Raw genomic sequence first — 15580 nt, forward strand, 5'->3', positions numbered from 1 at the left:
ATCGCTCGCACCTACTCAGATGGGCGGTGTGGCCCGCCCCTGCATCGCTTCCCAGACCCGCGACGGCGTCAGCGGCATGTCGGCGTGCCGAACTCCGAACGGCGCCAACGCATCCACCACCGCGTTGACCACCGCCGGCGGCGATCCGACCGTGGCCGATTCGCCGACACCTTTCGCGCCGATCGGGTGGTGCGGCGAAGGGGTGACCGTGTACCCGGTCTCGAAATGCGGAACCTCGAGCGCCGTCGGGATGAGGTAATCCATCAGGGATCCGCCGAGGCAGTTGCCGTCCTCGTCGAAGGCCATGATCTCCATCAGCGCCATGCCGATGCCGTCGGTGAGACCGCCGTGCACCTGGCCCTCGATGATCATCGGATTTATCCGGGTGCCGCAGTCGTCGACAGCCAGGAAGCGCCGGACCTTCACCACGGCCGTCCCCGGGTCGATGTCGACGACGCAGAAGTACGCACCATACGGGTAGGTGAGATTCTCCGGGTTGTAACAGATCTGTGCGTCGAGTCCGCCCTCGATGCCCTCGGGCAGATCATCGGTGCCGTGTGCGCGCATCGCGATCTGCTGGATCGTCACGGCCGCGGACGGATCGCCCTTGACATGGAACGAGCCCTTCTCCCACTCGAGGTCGGCGACGGAGACCTCGAGCATGCCGGACGCGATGATCCGCGCCTTGTCGCGCACCTTCCGCGCCACCAGTGCGGCAGCGGCGCCCGAGACCGGTGTCGACCGGGTGCCGTAGGTGCCGAGGCCGAACGGAGTCTGATCCGTGTCGCCGTGCACGACGTCGATGTCGTCCGGTGGTATGCCGAGTTCCTCGGCGACGATCTGGGCGAACGTCGTCTCGTGCCCTTGCCCCTGGGTCTGAACCGATATGCGCACAACGGCTTTGCCGGTCGGATGGACGCGCAGCTCGCACCCGTCGGCCATCCCGAGTCCGAGGATGTCCATATCCTTGCGCGGACCCGCGCCGACCGCCTCGGTGAAGAAGGACATCCCGATGCCCATCAACTCGCCGCGGGTGCGCTTGTCCTGCTGTTCTTTTCGCAAGGCGTCGTAGCCGATCATGTCCATCGCCAGGCGCATGGTCTTCTCGTAGTCGCCGGAGTCGTAGGTCCAGCCGGTCTTGCTCGTGTAAGGGAACTGTTCGGGGCGAAGGAGATTCCGTAGCCGTAGCTCGGCCGGATCCATCTTCAGTTCGTAGGCGAGGCAATCCACCAACCGCTCGACGAAGTACACGGCCTCGGTGATCCGGAACGAGCACGCGTATGCAACACCGCCGGGGGCCTTGTTCGTGTAGACCGCGGTCATCTTGCAGTAGGCGGCTTCGATGTCGTAGCTACCGGTGAAGACGCCGAAGAAGCCGGCCGGATACTTCAACGGCGCGGCCTGGCCATTGAAGGCGCCGTGATCGGCGAGCACGGTCGACCGGATGGCCAGGATCTTGCCCTCGGCGGTGGCGGCGATCTCGCCGACCATGATGTAGTCGCGAGCGAACCCGGTACTGGTGAGGTTTTCGCTGCGATCCTCCATCCACTTCACCGGCTTGCCCAGCAACAGCGACCCGACGATGGCGCAGACGTATCCCGGATAGATGGGTACCTTGTTGCCGAACCCGCCGCCGATATCGGGTGAGATCACCCGGATCTTGTGCTCGGGCAGTCCTGCCACCAACGCGTAGAGCGTGCGGTGGGCATGCGGCGCCTGGCTCGTCGACCACAGCGTGAGCTTCCCCGTCACACGATCGAGATCCGCGACGGCACCGCAGGTCTCCATCGGGGCGGGATGCACTCGCGGATAGACGATCTCCTGCTTGACCACGACGTCGGCGCGCGCGAACACCGCCTCGGTCGCGGCGGCGTCGCCGGTCTCCCAGTCGAAGCACCGGTTGTCCCGCTTGTCCTCGAGATCGTCGCGGATCACCGGCATATCGGGCGCCAGTGCGGTCCGGGCGTCGATCACCGGATCGAGCATCTCGTACTCGACGTTGATGAGCTCCAACGCATCACGCGCGGAGTAGCGATCCTCGGCGACGACGAAAGCCACCTCCTGGCCCTGGAACCGGACCTTATCCGTCGCCAGCACCGCCTGCACATCGTTGGACAGCGTCGGCATCCAGGCCAGCCCCTTCGCCGCCAGATCCGCACCCGTGACAACCGCCCTGACCTTCGGATGTGCCTGTGCCGCAGAGATATCGATGCTCACGATGCGTGCGTGCGCGAACGGCGAGCGCAGGATCGCCAAATGCAGCATGCCGGGCAGCGACACGTCGTCGACATAATTGCCGCGTCCGCGAATGAACCGCGGATCCTCCTTGCGGAGCATCCTGCCGTGACCGCACGGCTTGTGGTCGTTGTCGACACGGTCTTCGGGCCGGGACTCGACGGCGGTCATGACGTGCTCCCTACCGGCGTTGGTGTGGCGGCGGGTTCGGGCTCCGCCGCTTCGCCTCGTTGCTTCGCCGCGGCCCACTGGATCGACCGCACGATGGTGGTATATCCGGTGCAGCGGCAGATCTGGCCCGAGATCGCCTCCCGGATGGTCTGCTCGTCGGGATTCGAATTGCGGTCGAGCAGGGCGCGGGCGGTGATCATCATTCCGGGCGTGCAGAATCCGCACTGCAACCCGTGACACTGCATGAAGCCCTCCTGCACGGGATCGAGCTGTCCGTCCACCTCGAGTCCCTCGACGGTGCGCACCGCGTGGCCGCTCGCCATTGCGGCGAGCATGGTGCACGACTTCACTGGTTCGCCGTCGACCTCCACCACACAGGTGCCGCAGTTGCTGGTGTCACAGCCCCAGTGGGTTCCGGTGAGCCGCAACTGATCTCGCAGGAAATGCACGAGCAGGGTGCGTGGCTCGACCTCCGCGGTCACCGGCTCGCCGTTGACGGTCATGGTTACCTGCATGGCTAATTCCCTTCCAGCGCAGAAGCATTCAGTACGCGCTCGACCGCGGTGTGCAGCACGCGAATCGTCAGTTCGGACGCCAGATGGCGCTTGTAGTCCGCGGTGCCGCGCGCATCGGAGGCAGGTGAGCACGCTGCGCTCGCCCGGCGGCCCGCCTCCGAGAAGACCTCCTCGGTGGGCGACTCACCGAGGAGTACGTCCACCGACGAGGCGAGCGCCGCTGGATCGGGGTCGACCGCCGTCAGACCGATCCGCGCGGCCGCGATCGTCCCGCCGTGCAGTGTCACCGTCGCGCCTGCCGCCGCGATCGCCCAGTCGCCGACCCGGCGCTCCACCTTCGCGTAGGCACTCGATGTCCGATGCCGCACGGGAATTCGGATCTCGATGAGAATTTCGTTGTGCGACATGGCGGTTTCGTACGGACCGACCAGGAAGTCGTCCATCGCGATTTCCCGTTCGCCGGACGGTCCGCGCACCAGACAGGTGGCGCCGAGGACTGTGCAGACCGTGGTGAGATCTTCGGCGGGATCGGCCTGGCACAGCGAGCCGCCGATCGTGCCGCGGTTGCGCACGACCGGATCGGCGATCACGCGCTCGGCGTCACGGAAGATCGGGCACACCGCGGCGAGGCGGTCCGATTCGAGCAGGTTCCGATGCCGGACCATCGCACCGATTCGCACCAGGGTCGGATCGGTGACGATGTATCCCAGCTCGGCCGCCAGGTCGTTGATGTCGATGAGGTATTCCGGATTGGCCAGACGCAGCTTCATCATCGGCAGCAGGCTGTGCCCGCCCGCGATGATGCGCGCCTCCTCCCCCAGCCGGTCCAGTAGTCCGATGGCGTGGTCCACGCCCGTTGCGCGCTCGTATTCGAATGGCCCAGGAACTTGCATGTGATCGACCTCACATAAGCGGGAATAAGGCCACCCTCTGCCCCGCCGGCGCAGCCGTCAAGACCGATTTAAGGAATCACTTAATTCGCTGTTCGCGCCCGGTGTGTGGTGAATCCGGCCGCCGGTTTGGGCCAGTGAGCGGCCGTGTCCGCCCCAGCGTCGCGCGATGATCTCGGCCGCGATGGACACCGCCGTCTCTTCGGGTGTCCGGCCGCCCAGATCCAGCCCGATCGGGCTGGCAAGCCGGGCGAGTTGCTCGTCGGTGAGCCCGGCCTGTCGCAGCCGGGACAGCCGCTCGTCGTGCGTGCGGCGTGACCCCATGGCGCCGACATAGCCGATCTCCGGCGCGCGCAGTGCCACCTCGAGCAGCGGAACGTCGAACTTGGGATCGTGGGTCAGCACGCAGACGACGGTCCGCGAGTCGATCGCGCCTGCCGCGATCTGCGCGGCCAGGTAGCGGTGTGGCCAGTCGACGACGACTTCGTCGGCGGTCGGGAACCGGGCGGAGGTGGCGAAGACCGGCCGCGCGTCGCACACCGTCACCCGATACCCGAGGAACGATCCTTGCTGGGCGACGGCGGCGGCGAAATCGATCGCCCCGAACACCAGCATCCGCGGCTGCCGGGCATAACTGGCGACGAAAACCGCCATGCCCTCGCCGCGACGCTGCCCGTCCGGGCCGTAGGACAGCACCTCGCTGCGGCCCGCCGCGAGCAGCCCGCCTGCGTCATCGATCACCGCACCGTCGGCGCGTGCCGATCCCAGCGTGCCGTGCGCATTGCTCGGCCGGATCAGCAGCCGTCGCCCTACCCGGGCGGCGTCGGGGTGCTCGATGACGGTCGCGATCGCGACCGGCTGCTGGTCGGCGATGTCCGCGGCGACCTCGCCGAGTTCCGGAAACGTCTCCCGCGAGATCGCTTCGACGAAGATGTCGATGATGCCACCGCAGGTCAAACCAACGGCGAACGCGTCGTTGTCGGAGAGGCCGTACCGCTGCAGCACCGGACGACCGGTCCGGATCACGTCGGCGGCGAGGTCGTAGACCGCGCCCTCGACACAACCACCGGAGACCGAACCGCCGACCGTCCCGTCCGGGGCGACGACCATGGCCGCACCAGGCGGTCGCGGCGACGAATGGAACGTCCGTACGACCGTCGCGACCCCAGCCGTGCCCCCGGCGTTCCAGGTTGTCATCAGATCCGTGAGCACGTCCTGCACGATGTCCTCCAGGCACGATGCGACTGTCGGCGCTACGTCAACCTCCAACGTAGACTCGAATTGTGACGCCCGCCCAGCTTCGGGCCTACTCGACCGTGGTGCGGCTCGGCTCCGTCCACGCGGCGGCCAGAGAGCTGGGGATGTCGGACGCCGGTGTCTCGATGCACATCGCCCAGCTGCGCAAGGAGCTCGACGACCCGCTGTTCACCCGCGCGGCGGCGGGACTGGCATTCACGCCCGGCGGGCTACGCCTGGCCAGCCGGGCAATCGAGATTCTCGGTCTGCAGCGCCAGACCGCCATCGAGGTGAGCGAGGCGGCGCACGGCCGACGGCTGCTGCGCATCGCGGCATCGAGCGCATTCGCCGAACATGCCGCGCCCGGCCTCATCGACCTGTTCGCGGCGCGGGCGAAGGATCTGTCGGTCGAGCTGAGTGTGCATCCCACCAGCCAGTTCCGCAGGCTGATCGAGACCCGTGCGGTGGACATCGCGCTGGGGCCCGGGCCGGACGGCGCCGACACGACCGTCACCGCCCGGCCATTCCTGAAGTATCAGATCATTTCGGTCGCGCGCCCCGACAGTCCGCTGGCGGACATCGCACCGCATCCGGCGCTGCTGCGGGAGCAGCAATGGATGCTGGGCCCCAGCGCAGGCAGTGTCGACGGGCACATCGCGACGATACTGCGCGAGTTGGCCATTCCCGAATCACACCAGCGGATCTTCCAGAGCGACGCTGCCGCCCTCGAAGAGGTCCGCCGTGTCGGGGGCATCACCCTGACCGTCGGCTTCGCCGTCTCCTCCGACCTCGCGACCGGCCGGTTGAGCCACATCAAGGGACCCGGCCTTCAGGTATCCGATGAGTGGTGCGCGACCACCCTGCCGCCCGACACCCGCCAGCCCGCGGTATCGGAACTGCTGCGGTTCATCACCACCCCGCGATGCATCCAGGCGATGATCCGCGGGTCCGGTGTGGGCGTCACGCGGTTCCGCCCGAAAGTGCATGTGACGCTGTGGAGTTGAACGCGGACATCGGCGAACAGCCGCACGCCGTGAACACGATGCGGGCGGACTGGACTGGAGCGGGGCGGCTTCGGATGCCTACGACACCGCGCACGTCCAGTGGCTCACCTCCGCGCGCACTGCAGCAGATGGAATCGAAAAGATGCGGGCTGCGGCCCGCGCCGCCCACGACTCCTATACCGCGACCATCGTTGCGAACAGGGCCCTGCTCGGCCGCGACGGCGGCCAGAGCGCTGGCGGGACCAGGCGTGACGCTCGTCGATGTCGATGTCGATGTCGATACCGACACCTACTACACCGCGGGGAAGGCACTGTGCGCTGCGGCCGATTCGTGGTGGACTGCCATCGACGCCCAGTGGGCTGCGCTGGCCGACTGCGGCAGCATGTGCGGCTCTTACGAGGAGGCCACCACGTGGGCCGCGGAATACGACACCAAAGCCAATAAGCTGATCGACTCGGTCCGCCAAGTCGCCACGGCTGCCGACGCCTACGGTCGAGTGCTCATGGAGCTGGGCTACAACCATGAACTCGGCGACTACTTCGCCACCACGGAGTTCGGTGCTGCTCTTCCACCGCGCCCGCAGATGCCGACCGAACTGCTGGCGGTGTGCCGGGTGCCGCTGCCCTCGGCCGGTGGGCCCGGCAGCGGGTTGTCAGAGGCGATCGGTCTGGCCTCTGAGGTCGGTATCACAGTGCCTGATGGCGACCGCCGGGAATCCTCGAGCCGACAGGCCAAGCCACAGGGCGAAGACCGACCGTTACTGATCGCGGTTGGATCCAAACACATCGAGGCGCACCTGCACTGTGGTTCTGGCCGCAGCCGATACAGCGGCATAACCCCTGGTCGAGCCATTGCCGTTGTTTTTCGCGCGATTACTACCGGAACCCCATACCGGGCGATTACGACCGGCAGCCGCTCATTCGACGGGGCGCTGACGTACCCGGGTGGTACGAAACCTGGTGATGACCGCTTCGACAACCTGTTCTTTGGAGTCGAAATGACTACAAGAGCGGCCGCATCGTGCGATACCGCCTCGCGGACGAAACCGTCCATCAACTCCTGCACTGGATCGGCGCTCCCCACCCTCCGAGCCGAGCCCGCTCCAGGATTCTTCGGGCGCGTACAGCTCGGGCTCGAACAACGCCTCGGATCCGGCGCGGGTGAGGTGCAGACTATGTCCCTGTCGGGCAGCGGTGTTCACTCGTAGCCGCGCACATATCCCTGCGGGCAGCACCTCTTCCGAACGACGGTGGGTGACGGGGCCGAAGGCGATCGAGGAGACTGTGGGGATGTCGCACCCGGAGCTCACCGCACAACCTCGGTGGCAAAGGACCGGAAAGGCCCACTTCCCAGTCGCGGCGTTCGTCGACGGCTCATGGTGGGTCTTGCGGATCAACGGCTTTCCCGATCACCCGCTCTGGACGCTCTTCGTCGACGGGCTGCGCCGTTTCGATATCGACGACACGCCCGCCACATGGGGCAGACCGGCCAATCCTTCCACCCCGTCGCTGGCGGCCGAGACAGTCGAGGAGATCCTGGCGCCCATCCAGAGCTTCGTCGCCTACGGCAGCGAAGTCGGCGATCCGTGCGACAACCCCTTCTGCTGCGGCTGATGCACACCTGCACGCCGCGCCGGTCGCGGAGTGCGGCGTCGATCAGCCCCAGCCGTGATCGGTCCAGGCGACAGCGCGCAGCGGGAACGTGCCCATCCCCCGCACCGGCGCAGGCAGTGCGACCAGCCGGGCGCCGGTGTCGGGGACCGCGTCCAGATTGGTCAGATGCTCGATGATCGGGATTCCCGCACCGAGCAGAGTGTGGTGGCACGGCCGCGTCGGCAGCGAGGTGTCGTCGACGTCGAGCGAGTCGATGCCGACCAGCGCCACATTTGCCGCGACCAGCGCATCCGCGACCTCACCGACCAGGAACGGATGCCCGGGGCCCAGATACGCCGACGAACCCCACCGCGCCGACCACCCGGTGTGCACGAGCACCGCCTTGCCCCACAGCCGAGCCGGGTCGCCGAGCACATCCGGTCCCACCGCGCCGATCCCCGCCGCACGGATCATCACGATCCGCACGTTCAACAGCCGTTCCAGCGGCAGCTCGGCGACATCGGCGCCCTCGGCATGGAAATGGAAGGGCGCCTCGATATAGGTCCCGGTGTTGCCGACCATATCTATGCGTCCGATGTCGTACGTCATGTCGATCAGCGGCGACTGCTCCCGCGAAACATCCGTGGTGACTCGCGGCCGCGGCAGGCCCGGGTAGGTGAGCATGCCGTCCGAGATCGGATGAGAAAGTTCCACGATCGCCTTGCTCATGCTAGGGACCGTACCGGCAGGGAAGGTCGTCGCGCTCGTTCAAATGATGTCCCCACCGATACCGCCGGATGTCTGGGCGAAGCTCGATGCTGGGCTGCAGCGGAAGATCCTCGACATCCGACCCGCCCACTTGGCCGGACTCGATCGAGAACATGTCGCGGCTCTCGCGGATTACAGCCGTGCGCTCGGCGCCGCGTTCCGGCTGACCGAGGACATGAGCAGGCTCGCCCGGGCCGCGCAACCAGCGGACGACGCGGCGACTGCGGGGCTGCGCGACGGCGCGCTGTCGCATTCGGTGCTGGGCGCGCTGCGCCACACTCCGGAAGGCCGGTTGGCGAACCTGATTCGTCGCGAGCGCCTGACGGACGCCGATGTCGACGAGGTCGTCGGGATCGTCGAGGAGAGCGGCGCGTTCGACGTGACCGGTGCGCTGGCCCGCGACCACGCCGACCGGGCTGCGACGAGCTCGCCCGGTTGCTGGAATATCCTTCGCGCGCATCGCGTTTCGCGTTGAGCGATTAGCGCGGTCACGCGACATGTTCCGGCACGGCCGGATCTGGCGTCATCATTCGAGTGATCCGTCCGGTCGGCGCACTTCGTCGAGTGCTCTGTGCGATGCCGCCGATCGGACAGCCGCGGGCCGACGTCGAATCGGACTTACGCTCGGCCACTGTCGTAGCGACTATCGCTCGATGAGCCCCTTGGAGGGCTTCCCCGCCTTCCAGCACTTGATCAGCAACTCCGCCATCTCGGTGGACGGCGACACCGCGACCGCCCGCACGATGTGCCGCAACCCGATATGCTCGTCACAGGAGAGAACGGCACGCAGACGCTGATGCTGTGCGAGCTGTGGTACCTCGACGCCTTCGCCCGCGTCGATGGGGAGTCGCGCATTCGGTGGCGCGTCGAGGAGAAGAGCTACATGTTCCTCGCGGGCCAGGCGAACGCCCGCTGATCTCAGCGCGCCGATCCGGCGGCGGTCGCGGCGCGGATCCGGGCGACCAGGTCGTCGAGCCGCCGCTGATGCGAGCCCGCCCAGTAGATGCGGTCGCACGCCGTGCATCGGCGGAAGGTGTCGTAGTAGCGGCGGGAGCCGGTCGAAGACGTCGTTCTTAGCCACGTCGGTGACGACGCCGCCGCAGCGAAGGCAGCGACTGAACGGCGCGAGCCGATCGGTCAGATCGAGACGGCGGATCACCTCGACGATCTGCTCGAACGGACGATCCGCGTGCACGAACACGCCGTGGGTGACGTTGCGGCGTTCGAGCAGTCCGCGGTCGCGGGTCAGCAGGATGCGATGCTCGGCGGCCGCGATCTCGGCCAGCACGGCGTCCTCGGCATCCCACTCGCAGCGCACGTCCAGTCCCAGCAGCCGCAGCAGCCGCGCGAGCCCGCCCAGATTGACGTCGACGACGAAACGCGGATCGCGCAGCGGGCGGGCGCGCACCCGGGTCAGCGGCCCGACGTCCAGCGTCTCGAACATCGGGTACGCGGCGAGCCGATCGCCGGGGCGCGGGTGGTGGCCGAAATCGACGGATGCGCCGTTCACCAGCAGCAGATCGACCTCGGTATGCGGGATGCCCGCGGCCTCCACGATGTCCTTCACGGTCTGGTGCGGTCGCACCGGCCGCCGCTGCGCCGTGAACCGGACATCTGAAGGCAGGAAATCGTTCAGTTCGGCGTACACGCGCAGTTCGACACCGGCGGTCATACGACCATTGTCGTCCCGGGCCGAGGCGGGCGGCGGATCGGTGATCGACAATGGTGGTATGGCGACGGTGCTGCTCGGCGGCGACGTCATGCTGGGCCGCGGGGTGGATCAGATCCTGCCGCATCCCGGCGATCCGGCGCTGCGCGAACGATATGTCGACGATGCGCGGACGTATGTGGAGTTGGCCGAGGATGCCAACGGCGCGTTCGCACGTCCCGTGGAATTCCGCGCGCCGTGGGGTGATGCCCTCCCATTTCTCACCCGGGCCGATGTGCGACTGATCAACCTGGAAACCGCGATCACGGCCGACGGTACCTTCGCCCCCGCCAAGGGCATCCACTATCGGATGCACCCGGACAATGTGCCGGTGTTGATCGTCATCGCCCCGGTGGTTTGCGCGCTGGCCAACAATCACGTGCTGGATTTCGGCGTGCACGGGCTGACCGACACGCTGGAGACGCTCGATGCGGCGGACATCCACCACGCGGGAGCGGGCACGGATCTCGACGGCGCGAGGGTGCCCGCGACAGCCGAACTCGACGACGGGCGGCGGGTGGTGATCGTCTCGGTCGCCGCGGGATCAAGTGGGGTTCCGGAGTACTGGGCAGCACAGCGCGACCGGCCGGGACTGTGGCGAATCGGTGAGGACCCGAGTATCGCCGCGGCCGACGAGGTGTCGGCGGTGGTGTCGGCGTGCGCCCGCGAGCGGGATATCGCGATCGTCTCCATCCATTGGGGACCCAATTGGGGTTACCGGGTGACGCCGAGCGAACGACGGTTCGCGCATCGGTTGATCGATACCGGGGTCGATGTGGTGCACGGGCATTCCGCACACCATCCGCGGCCGATCGAGATCTACCGTGGCAAACCGATCCTGTACGGGTGCGGCGATGTCGTCGACGACTACGAGGGCATCCACGGCTATGAGCGATACCGCAAGCATCTTCGTCTGTTGTTCCTCGTCTCGGTCGACTCCGGGGTCGAGCTGCGCATGATCCCGCTGCGGATGCGGCGCATGCGCCTCGAATCGGCCGGACACGACGAATCCCGTTGGCTGTGCGAGACGATCGCGCACATCAGCCGTGGATTCGACACCCGCGTCGCCGCGCGAGCCGACGAGCTTCCTGTGGTGTACCGATTCGGGGATCGATGAGTAGGTGACCGCGTGAATGTCGTCGGGGACAACGATTATCGACCGGGAATGCCGAGTTCGTTCAGCTGCTGCTGGAGACGTTCGAGAGCCACGCGCATCGCCTCGATCTGCGCGTTGAGTTCAGCGAGCTTCGCCGGATCGACCGGCGGCGGGGATTGCGGTGCTGGGGGCGCCCCCGGTGGCGGGTGCTGACCGGGTGGCAGCGGCGCCCCGGGTCCGCCGCCGGGAGCGGTGGCGAGCGCACCGGTCTTCGCCTGGCTGTGGTGAGCGGTGCCGCGAGTCCGATAGGCCGGGTCCACACGGCAACCCGGCGCGTTGAATCAGTCGGCCGTGTGATCGGCCGCGCGTCCGAGACCATCGTCGAGGGGAACTTCTGTAGAAGTCGAAACCACGGCCCGGAACGCGCCACATGTCCTCTTGGCGCCACATGACGCCCTTGGGCATGCCGGTGGTGCCGCCGGTGTACATCGACCGCACCGCGGGGTGGCGGATCGCCGAGGTCGGCGGGCTGCAGAACACACTGCCGACGAAGTAGCCGGGTCAGTAGGCGATGAAGAGGATCTCGTCGCGGGTGTAGTCGTGGTCGGGATGGTTCGCGGCGAGGTGCGCCTGAGTCTGCGTGACCAGATCGTCTTCGTCGACGCCGTTGATATGGGCTCCGCACGGGCAGTTGAGGCGGGTCTTCATCGGTGTTCTCCTGTGAGGTTCGGGCGGCCGGCGGCCTGCTGGACAGTAGCCCGGAGTGTATTCCAGTTTCTGTGTTAGCGTGAGGCATGGGACCTGTTGACGAGATCTCCGCCGAGGCCGGTGAGCTGTTCGCCCTCGCCGAGCGGGTCACCGGATTCATGCCGGCAGACGAGGGGCGCGCGCTGTACGCGGCCGCCCGCGACTACGCGGGCACCGGAACCATCATGGAAATCGGCACCTACTGTGGCAAGTCGGCGATCTACCTGGGCGCCGCCGCCCGGGAGACCGGCGCCACCGTCTTCACCGTCGATCACCATCGCGGCTCCGAGGAGCATCAGCCGGGCTGGGAGTATCACGACACCACGTTGGTCGACCCGGAGACCGGCGTCTTCGACACCGTGACGGCATTCCGGCGCACCATGATTCGTGCCGGCCTGACCGATACCGTCATCGCGATCATCGGGTCCTCCTCGGCCGCCGCACGCATCTGGCGGACGCCACTGCGCATGCTCTTCATCGACGGCGGCCACACCGAGGAGGCGGCCCAGCGCGACTACGACAATTGGGTGCACTGGGTGGCAGGAGGTGGGTTGCTGGCGATCCACGATGTCTTCCCCGATCCTGCCGACGGTGGCCGCGCCCCGTTCGACATCTATCGCCGTGCCCTCGACAGCGGAAAGTTCCGCGAACTCTCGATGACCGGTTCCCTGCGGATCCTGCAGCGCACCGCCGCCTGCACCTGACCGCCTCAGTCGGAGACGCCGTCGCGGAAGATGCCGTTGGCGGCGGAAATATCGCCTTGCTGGTGGCCGACGAGCAGGCGTTGTCGGGCGCGGTGACCAGCGCGCTGCTCGGTGGTGACCCGGATGTCGAGCACCTGCGGACCCGCATCGGGGTCGAGATCCGCGGCAGGATCGCCCGAGCGCTCGGTCCGGACGCCGACGAGGAAGTGATCGAATGGCTCGAAATGATCTACGCGGGGGCGCTGGTGCGTGCGGGGATGGGCTACGAGTCGTATTCGAAGATCGCCGACCGGATCGAGCGTGCTGCCCTGCGGATTCTGCAGCGCCCGCCGGCGGCTGCCGGCTGACCTGATCCTGCGGCCGCTCTGCGGTTGGCGTCCTCCATACCGGGCATGCGCATAGTGCGGCAAGGGTAGAGGAGGTGAGGTGCCGATGCCGATGTGTATGGAGATGATGCAGATGCTTCGCGGAATGTGGAACATGATGTTCCCGAATATGCCGATGTAAGCCGATCGGCACGGCTGTCGCGACCCTGTCGTGGCAGCCGCTGTATGCGGTCGGTTACTCCAGCGGCGGAGCCATGGTGGTGATCGGGGGAACAGGGTCAGGGCTCGGGCCGGGCGGGGGCGGATCAGGCTCGGGTCCGGGTGGGGCCGGTACAGGGGGGATCGGTTCGGGCCGGGGTGGGGGAGGCTGGGCGGGCTCCGGTGGGGTCGGTGGAATGGGTTCCGGTGGGTTGGGGAGTGGGGGTTGGGTCATCGACATCGGCCTCCTTCGGATGGTGGGCGGTCAGCGGAAAAGTTCTCGCGCTGTGGTTTTCGCGCCCTGGACCAATTGGTGCCAGGCATTGGGGTCGCCGCGCAGGGCGGCCGCCGCGGTGTGCTCGATCTGTTCGAGGGTGGCGTGCGGCGGGATCGGGGGCACTTCGGGGTCGCAGCGCACGTCCAGCAGAACCGGTTCCCGTGCGGCGAGCGCCTGGTCCCACGCCGGTCCGACATTCTCCGGACGGTCCACCGCGATCGCGGTCAGTCCCTCCGTGCTGGCGATCTCGGCATACGGCACATCCGGAATCTCCTGTGCATCAGTGAACTTCGGTGCTCCCGACATGCCGCGCAGCTCCCAGGTGACCTGGCTGAGGTTGTTGTTGTGGAAGACGCACACCACCAGCCGCGGGTCGGGCCATCGGTCCCGGTAGCGGCGTATGGTCAGCAGCTCGGCCAGTCCGTTCATCTGCATCGCGCCGTCACCGACGAGGGCGATCGCCGGGCGATCCGGATGGGCGAATTTCGCGCCGACCGCATAGGGCACCGCCGACCCCATCGAGGCCAGGGTGCCTGACAGTGATCCGCGCATCCCGTGCCGAAACCGCAGACAGCGGGCGTACCAGGTGGTCGAGGAGCCGGAGTCCGCCGTGACGATCGCGCCCTCGGGCAGCCGGCTCGACAGTTCCCACACCACCCGCATCGGATTGACGGGGTCGGCGTCGAGCATGGCCTGGCGTTCTACGGTCTCCCACCAGCTCGCCACGTTCTTCTCGATCTGGTCGCGCCAGCTCGGGTCGCGATCGCTGGAGAGCTGTTCGGTCAGTGCGGACAGGGTCGAGGCGGCGTCGCCGATCAGATTCACCTCCGTGGGATAGCGCATGCCGATGCGGGTCCCGTCGGCGTCGATCTGCACGGCCCTGGCGGATCCTGGCTCGGGCAGGAACTGGGTGTACGGGAAGTTGGAGCCGACGATGAGCAGGGCGTCGCAGTCGCGCATCAGCTCGTAGCTCGGCCGGGTACCCAGCAGGCCGATCGCGCCGGTGACGAAGGGGATGTCGTCGGGCAGGACGTCCTTGCCCAGCAAGGCTTTCGCGACACCTGCACCGAGTCGCTCGGCGACGGCGAACACCTCGTCGGCCGCGCCGTGTGCGCCCTGGCCGATCAGGATCGCGGGCCGGGTGCAGTGGTTCAGCAGCTGCGCGGCTGCGGCGATGTCTTCCTTCGGTGGCAGGACGCGGGGCCGGTGCACGGCGTCGGGCGGGCTCGAACCCACATGCCCGAAGCCGACTTCCGGCGGGCGGAACTGTTCCCGCTGCACATCGGCGGGCACGATCATCACCGCGGGCGCGGAGCGGGTGGTGGCGACCCGGATCGCGCGGTCGAGCGCGGCGGGCAGCTGGTCCGGCACGTCGATTTCCACGAGGTATTCGGAAGCGACATCCTTGAACAGGCTCTGCAGGTCGATCTCCTGCTGGAAACCGACCCCGCGGGCGCTGCGTGCGGTCTGGCCGACCAGCGCCAGCACCGGTGCGTGATCGAGTTTGGCGTCGTAGAGGCCGTTGAGCAGGTGGACGGCACCTGCTCCCGAGGTGGCCGCGCAGACGCCGATCCGGCCACTGAACTTGGCGAACCCGGTCGCGGCGAACGCCGCCATCTCCTCGTGCCGGGTCTGCACGAACGTCGGCCTGCCCGCCCGCCCGAACGCGGCGATGAGGCCGCCGATTCCGTCACCGGGATAGCCGAACACCTGCTCGATTCCCCACTCCTGGAGCCGCGCGACGATGTGGTCGCCCACTTCGATACCCATGACCACCTCCAGCTGTTCGGGAGCCGCCGCGTCGACGGGGGACCCGTCGGCCGTCTACGGATCGGCATGCCTCCTGGTGCCGATATGCCCAGGTCGGCGTCGTCGAAACCGCAGTTACGCGACCGGGGTGGTGGCCGCACCGCAGCGCCGCTTGCGCATCCCAGAACCCCTGGGGGAGTGGGAGAGTGGCGGCGGGCACTCAACTCCGGGGGAGGGCGCGGTGCGCGGCGGTCGTGGGTCAGGGAGGCGCGCACGTGCAGTGACTCGTTGGCACTGAGAGGCTGAATCACTTGGGTGACCCGGCAGAGGGAACAAAAGACATCTTGATACGTAGATATGCGC

General features: G+C 67.5%; 17 protein-coding genes and 2 pseudogenes. 10 read left to right on the forward strand and 9 right to left on the reverse strand.

The features are described 5' to 3' along the window. Positions 1-15 precede the first annotated feature (15 nt). The 4 genes from ACFVAV_RS14435 to ACFVAV_RS14450 are packed head-to-tail and all read right to left on the reverse strand — an operon-like array spanning position 16 to position 5032. Positions 16-2406, reverse strand: coding sequence for an aerobic carbon-monoxide dehydrogenase large subunit (locus ACFVAV_RS14435; protein ID WP_379034907.1), 2391 nt, complete (start codon positions 2404-2406; stop codon positions 16-18). Continuing rightward, positions 2403-2921 (reverse strand): (2Fe-2S)-binding protein, encoded by a 519-nt coding sequence (locus tag ACFVAV_RS14440; protein ID WP_379034909.1) that lies wholly within the window; start codon positions 2919-2921, stop codon positions 2403-2405. Before ACFVAV_RS14440 ends, ACFVAV_RS14435 begins: the two co-directional genes overlap by 4 nt. Before the next feature lie 2 nt (positions 2922-2923). Then, a complete protein-coding gene (locus ACFVAV_RS14445) occupies positions 2924-3814 on the reverse strand; it encodes an FAD binding domain-containing protein (protein ID WP_379034911.1) in 891 nt (296 codons plus the stop codon). Between the two features lie 57 nt (positions 3815-3871). Then, positions 3872-5032: an XdhC family protein gene (locus ACFVAV_RS14450; protein WP_379034913.1), complete on the reverse strand. Its 1161-nt coding sequence runs from the start codon at positions 5030-5032 to the stop codon at positions 3872-3874. 62 nt (positions 5033-5094) lie between these two features. Between ACFVAV_RS14450 and ACFVAV_RS14455 the strand changes: the two genes are divergently transcribed. The 3 genes from ACFVAV_RS14455 (at position 5095) to ACFVAV_RS14465 (ending at position 7665) form a co-directional block, all read left to right on the forward strand. Continuing rightward, positions 5095-6051, forward strand: coding sequence for a LysR family transcriptional regulator (locus tag ACFVAV_RS14455; protein WP_379034915.1), 957 nt, complete (start codon positions 5095-5097; stop codon positions 6049-6051). Positions 6052-6299: 248 nt separating this feature from the next. Beyond that, positions 6300-7259 (forward strand): hypothetical protein, encoded by a 960-nt coding sequence (locus tag ACFVAV_RS14460; RefSeq protein ID WP_379034917.1) that lies wholly within the window; start codon positions 6300-6302, stop codon positions 7257-7259. A gap of 46 nt (positions 7260-7305) precedes the next feature. Beyond that, on the forward strand, positions 7306-7665 hold the full coding sequence (locus ACFVAV_RS14465) for a hypothetical protein (protein ID WP_379034919.1): 360 nt from the start codon (positions 7306-7308) through the stop codon (positions 7663-7665). 42 nt (positions 7666-7707) lie between these two features. Here ACFVAV_RS14465 and ACFVAV_RS14470 read toward each other — a convergent pair whose 3' ends face one another. Continuing rightward, the gene (locus ACFVAV_RS14470) at positions 7708-8373 is read right to left on the reverse strand and encodes a cyclase family protein (protein WP_379034921.1); all 666 of its coding nucleotides are present in this window, start codon (positions 8371-8373) and stop codon (positions 7708-7710) included. Positions 8374-8416: 43 nt separating this feature from the next. Between ACFVAV_RS14470 and ACFVAV_RS14475 the strand changes: the two genes are divergently transcribed. The 3 genes from ACFVAV_RS14475 (at position 8417) to ACFVAV_RS14485 (ending at position 9328) form a co-directional block, all read left to right on the forward strand. After that, positions 8417-8887 carry a hypothetical protein gene (locus ACFVAV_RS14475; RefSeq protein WP_379034923.1) on the forward strand — a complete coding sequence of 157 codons (471 nt, stop codon included), beginning with the start codon at positions 8417-8419 and terminating at the stop codon, positions 8885-8887. A 178-nt stretch (positions 8888-9065) separates the two neighbouring features. Next, positions 9066-9209, forward strand: coding sequence for a nuclear transport factor 2 family protein (locus tag ACFVAV_RS14480; protein ID WP_379034925.1), 144 nt, complete (start codon positions 9066-9068; stop codon positions 9207-9209). Then, on the forward strand, positions 9173-9328 hold the full coding sequence (locus ACFVAV_RS14485; protein WP_379034927.1) for a hypothetical protein: 156 nt from the start codon (positions 9173-9175) through the stop codon (positions 9326-9328). Before ACFVAV_RS14480 ends, ACFVAV_RS14485 begins: the two co-directional genes overlap by 37 nt. Positions 9329-9330: 2 nt before the next feature. Here ACFVAV_RS14485 and ACFVAV_RS14490 read toward each other — a convergent pair. Next, positions 9331-10084 (reverse strand): annotated as a pseudogene (locus tag ACFVAV_RS14490) (Mut7-C RNAse domain-containing protein). Between the two features lie 58 nt (positions 10085-10142). On the opposite strand from ACFVAV_RS14490, the gene ACFVAV_RS14495 reads away from it, so the two are divergent. Next, a complete protein-coding gene (locus ACFVAV_RS14495) occupies positions 10143-11237 on the forward strand; it encodes a CapA family protein (RefSeq protein WP_379034929.1) in 1095 nt (364 codons plus the stop codon). Positions 11238-11272: 35 nt separating this feature from the next. On the opposite strand, the gene ACFVAV_RS14500 is transcribed toward ACFVAV_RS14495, so the two are convergent. Further along, positions 11273-11536 carry a hypothetical protein gene (locus ACFVAV_RS14500; RefSeq protein WP_379035365.1) on the reverse strand — a complete coding sequence of 88 codons (264 nt, stop codon included), beginning with the start codon at positions 11534-11536 and terminating at the stop codon, positions 11273-11275. 110 nt (positions 11537-11646) lie between these two features. On the opposite strand from ACFVAV_RS14500, the gene ACFVAV_RS14505 reads away from it, so the two are divergent. Then, positions 11647-11772 carry a hypothetical protein gene (locus ACFVAV_RS14505; RefSeq protein ID WP_379035367.1) on the forward strand — a complete coding sequence of 42 codons (126 nt, stop codon included), beginning with the start codon at positions 11647-11649 and terminating at the stop codon, positions 11770-11772. A 5-nt stretch (positions 11773-11777) separates the two neighbouring features. Here ACFVAV_RS14505 and ACFVAV_RS14510 read toward each other — a convergent pair whose 3' ends face one another. After that, complete coding sequence (locus ACFVAV_RS14510; RefSeq protein WP_379034931.1) at positions 11778-11924, reverse strand: DUF1059 domain-containing protein; 147 nt, start codon at positions 11922-11924, stop codon at positions 11778-11780. 86 nt (positions 11925-12010) lie between these two features. On the opposite strand from ACFVAV_RS14510, the gene ACFVAV_RS14515 reads away from it, so the two are divergent. Both ACFVAV_RS14515 and ACFVAV_RS14520 read left to right on the forward strand, forming a co-directional pair. After that, the gene (locus ACFVAV_RS14515) at positions 12011-12667 is read left to right on the forward strand and encodes a class I SAM-dependent methyltransferase (protein ID WP_379034933.1); all 657 of its coding nucleotides are present in this window, start codon (positions 12011-12013) and stop codon (positions 12665-12667) included. Between the two features lie 47 nt (positions 12668-12714). After that, positions 12715-13014: pseudogene (locus ACFVAV_RS14520) on the forward strand (TetR/AcrR family transcriptional regulator); the annotation flags it as partial. A 442-nt stretch (positions 13015-13456) separates the two neighbouring features. Here ACFVAV_RS14520 and ACFVAV_RS14525 read toward each other — a convergent pair. Next, positions 13457-15238 (reverse strand): thiamine pyrophosphate-requiring protein, encoded by a 1782-nt coding sequence (locus ACFVAV_RS14525; RefSeq protein WP_379034935.1) that lies wholly within the window; start codon positions 15236-15238, stop codon positions 13457-13459. Positions 15239-15580: the final 342 nt, after the last annotated feature.

The organism is Nocardia sp. NPDC057663, assembly GCF_042799895.1.
Taxonomy (GTDB): Bacteria; Actinomycetota; Actinomycetes; order Mycobacteriales; family Mycobacteriaceae; genus Nocardia.